At 39.6% G+C, this 3,086-nt stretch carries 5 protein-coding genes and 1 pseudogene; 1 reads left to right on the forward strand and 5 read right to left on the reverse strand.

All coding sequences use genetic code 11. The annotated features are described in order from the left end of the window. Positions 1–184 (forward strand): annotated as a pseudogene (locus ACW2QC_RS20025) (ISLre2 family transposase); the annotation flags it as partial. Positions 185–316: 132 nt separating this feature from the next. Here the strand turns inward: ACW2QC_RS20025 and ACW2QC_RS20030 are convergent. From ACW2QC_RS20030 to ACW2QC_RS20050, 5 genes are all read right to left on the reverse strand, one after another. Then, positions 317–784 (reverse strand): hypothetical protein, encoded by a 468-nt coding sequence (locus tag ACW2QC_RS20030; RefSeq protein WP_457545692.1) that lies wholly within the window; start codon positions 782–784, stop codon positions 317–319. Between the two features lie 95 nt (positions 785–879). Beyond that, positions 880–1,260, reverse strand: a complete 381-nt coding sequence (locus ACW2QC_RS20035; RefSeq protein ID WP_457545693.1) for a YdcP family protein — start codon at positions 1,258–1,260, stop codon at positions 880–882. An 18-nt stretch (positions 1,261–1,278) separates the two neighbouring features. After that, the gene (locus ACW2QC_RS20040) at positions 1,279–1,593 is read right to left on the reverse strand and encodes a YdcP family protein (protein WP_343273105.1); all 315 of its coding nucleotides are present in this window, start codon (positions 1,591–1,593) and stop codon (positions 1,279–1,281) included. A gap of 95 nt (positions 1,594–1,688) precedes the next feature. Further along, positions 1,689–1,874 (reverse strand): hypothetical protein, encoded by a 186-nt coding sequence (locus ACW2QC_RS20045; RefSeq protein WP_457545694.1) that lies wholly within the window; start codon positions 1,872–1,874, stop codon positions 1,689–1,691. 79 nt (positions 1,875–1,953) lie between these two features. Then, a complete protein-coding gene (locus ACW2QC_RS20050; protein ID WP_457545695.1) occupies positions 1,954–3,015 on the reverse strand; it encodes a DNA cytosine methyltransferase in 1,062 nt (353 codons plus the stop codon). Positions 3,016–3,086 lie beyond the last annotated feature (71 nt).

Raw genomic sequence — 3,086 nt, forward strand, 5'->3', positions numbered from 1 at the left:
AGATGCGTACTTAGAAAGCCAAAACAGAAGCGCAAGAAAGCAGCGTGAAGTAAAACAGGTAGTTCGGATGTCACAGTTTCTAAAACAGCCCACACGTCCTTCAATCGGTGCGAGACAAGGTACAGTTAGCTTGTATGATGCAAACTCATCAGCTATTGGAAATCTAAGAAAAATTCTTAAATAACACCCTGATTTTTGTGAAGCGTTCTTGGTTTTTAGAACGTTTCATGAAAATCGGGGCCACCAAGCGACAGGCGTCGCGCGGTAGCCGGAATAAGCGTACAAAAATAGAGTGCTAGAAATATTGGTATCATAACTATGTCGAGAAAAACTTGACACATACCTCTTTCGTTACCAGTTCACAATACAAACCACTTTCCAGTTTCTTTTCTAAACTGAGTAGCTGCTCTTGGTATTTTCCGAGTGTGATTTCCACTAGAATATGAAGCATCCCTTGTTCAAGCCGATAGTACATTTTCGGGAAGTAACTGATTTTCTCCTTTGTTTTTCCGGATGGAATGTCCTCAAAGAAACTGCTTGATTGTACTTGTTTCGTTTCGTACCACTGATTTTCCAAAATCATTTTTGCGAGTTTCTGACGATGAAGCACCTGTTTGATATGGTCATAGCGATAACGGATATACAAGTAAGCAGATAAGCCTGTCATGGCAACACTGACAAGCAATGTTACCAGTCCATAGATACTAATAAAGTGTTTCTGAAATAAAAATAGCTGCCATTTCGTTGACAGTAGAAATGGCAGATGAAACGGTGTATAGAACACAAACCATACACCAAACAATCGACTCCATAAGAATTGAAAAAGAAGAGAAGCATCACTGGCTCGAATCCTTTTCCCGCGTCTCCGGAAAGATTTCATTATTTTTCCTTGTCAGGAACAGCTTTTTGGGTATTACCACCCGTTGGTGCTGCTTTTCCTTTTAAGGCTAGATCATCTGCTTTTACATACCAATCAACATCTGCGCCACGAAACGTTGCATTCGCTACAGTATCTGCGACAGGATTAATAATTTCTACCTCTGCATTATAATCAAATTCTTTCAAGGGAACAGAAGCAGGAATACTCACTTGAATCATGCGACCTTGTTCACGGGATTTTAAATCATATGTCCGTTCCTTGACCTCACTCGAAACTGTCCCATCTTCATTTTGAAGAAAAACTTCACGCCGTAAAGCTGAAAATTTTAATAAACCAAAAGTCTTTTCTTTGTCAATAACAATACCTTGTGCTAATCTCATGTCTTTTTCCTCCTTGTCTTATGCTTTTACCATGTCATCTGCATGTAAGATATAATTTGTGAAACCCCGATCGCCAATTTTATAACCTTCTGCGGTGATTCTCGCATTGACTAATTTTACTTTATCTTCATGTTCAAAGAATTTTTCTCCTGCTTCTTGCGGAAGAACGACTTCAATATCATCGGCACGTTGAATATCCGAGTAGAGATTATAACTTCTAGAAAGAGTCGTCATACGTCCATTAATCCGTCTTTGTTCGACTTTTCCTTCTCCAGCATATTCTAAATTCCCAAAAGTTTTTTCCATGTTTGGAATGACATATTTTAGCTCCATTATTCAAACCTCTTTTCATATTTTTTATTTTTTCTCATGCTTCAATATGAGAATCAAGGGGGGAGAACGAGAAATGTTCATTCGTAAATCACTCCTTACGCTTCTTCAAAACGATAATCCACACGTCCATAAATCACACACCAAAACACTACCATCGTCTCTCCTTGTTGATCACGTACCAATTTCCCATAAGGAAAAAACGGAAAATCTTCAATCTCGATATCGTTTAAAACAAAATGATCATCAATCCATTCCATCACCTTTTCTTCATGTTCTTCCAATGAAACGACACTCCTCTCATTGTTTTAGCCAATAAAAGAGCATGGCAGATGAGAATTGCTACACATTAAACGTTTATCCCTATAAACTTTCCGCAATTCCACCCATGATATATTCAGCACATGGTAGGACAATCGAATTTCCAAGTGCTTTATATCTTGCATAATCACTAATAGATTCTCCCTTGTTTCCTAAAGCTGTCCAGTTCTCTGGCAATCCCATCAACCGTTCACATTCCAATGGAGTAAGTTGTCGAATATACCCATCTTTTTCTTTTCCTTCATACCAAAAAGAAAAATTATTTATCGTACCTGCAAGCAACGTTGGAAAAGGGTCACCTGTCCTTCCGAAACTTCCAATGAATCCTGCTTTGTTCTTTGATTTGGCCGTACTTCGCATACGTCGTTCTTGAAAGGGTCGGAGGATAGGTATGTTCCCCCTTGTTTCTTCAACAGATATTCGACTGGGTCTAGCGGTGGACATCCCGCGATTTGTGCAAGACGAAGAAACCGAGAGCAAGCCACGGGATTTAAATAATATTTCTCTGGCACGTTCTCCTCCAAAATCTGCCACGAGGAAGACACGTCTCCTTCTTTGAGCAAGCGTGGGTTTTCCCCAATATCGGGCATCCAACACGCGCCAGCACACGTTAGCGTTATCCCCTCGCACCATACCCGCATTTGCCCAGGTTCCAGATGCAGGTACTGGAACATCGGTTTTTGTAAATGATTCCAACACGGCTTTAAAATCCAACCGGTTGTTTGATGAAAATGCTCCCATAACGTTTTCCCAAACAGCGATAACTGGATATGATCCATTTGTTGCACACCTCATTTCTTCGATAATCCGTATCGCTTGATAAAACAAACTCGATTGACTTCCTGCAAGACCTTCTCGTTTACCAATGTTAGATAAGTTTTGACAAGGAGAACCAAAAGTAATGATATGAACAGCCGGTATTTTTCCGCCATCTATTTTTGTGATATCTCCTAGATGTACCATATGAGGGAAGTGTCGTTTTGTAATAGAAATAGGTGCGTTTTCTACTTCACTTGCCCATAACGGTGTGATGCCACAATAAGATGCCGCCAAGGGAAATACACCCATTCCGTCAAAAAGACTTCCTATCCTAAGTTCTGTCATAAACTAATCCCTTTTTAAAATTAAGATGATAAATTTTTTTCACTATCAAAGACTTCCCTTCCAATTTAGAA

It is taken from the genome of Virgibacillus sp. FSP13, from assembly GCF_054048505.1.

Bases quoted from the DNA above. Each gene is read 5' to 3' on its own strand.
- ACW2QC_RS20035 (WP_457545693.1), bottom strand. From the start codon at position 1,260: ATGAGATTAGCACAAGGTATTGTTATTGACAAAGAAAAGACTTTTGGT.
- ACW2QC_RS20040 (WP_343273105.1), bottom strand. From the start codon at position 1,593: ATGGAGCTAAAATATGTCATTCCAAACATGGAAAAAACTTTTGGGAAT.
- ACW2QC_RS20050 (WP_457545695.1), bottom strand. From the start codon at position 3,015: ATGACAGAACTTAGGATAGGAAGTCTTTTTGACGGAATGGGTGTATTT.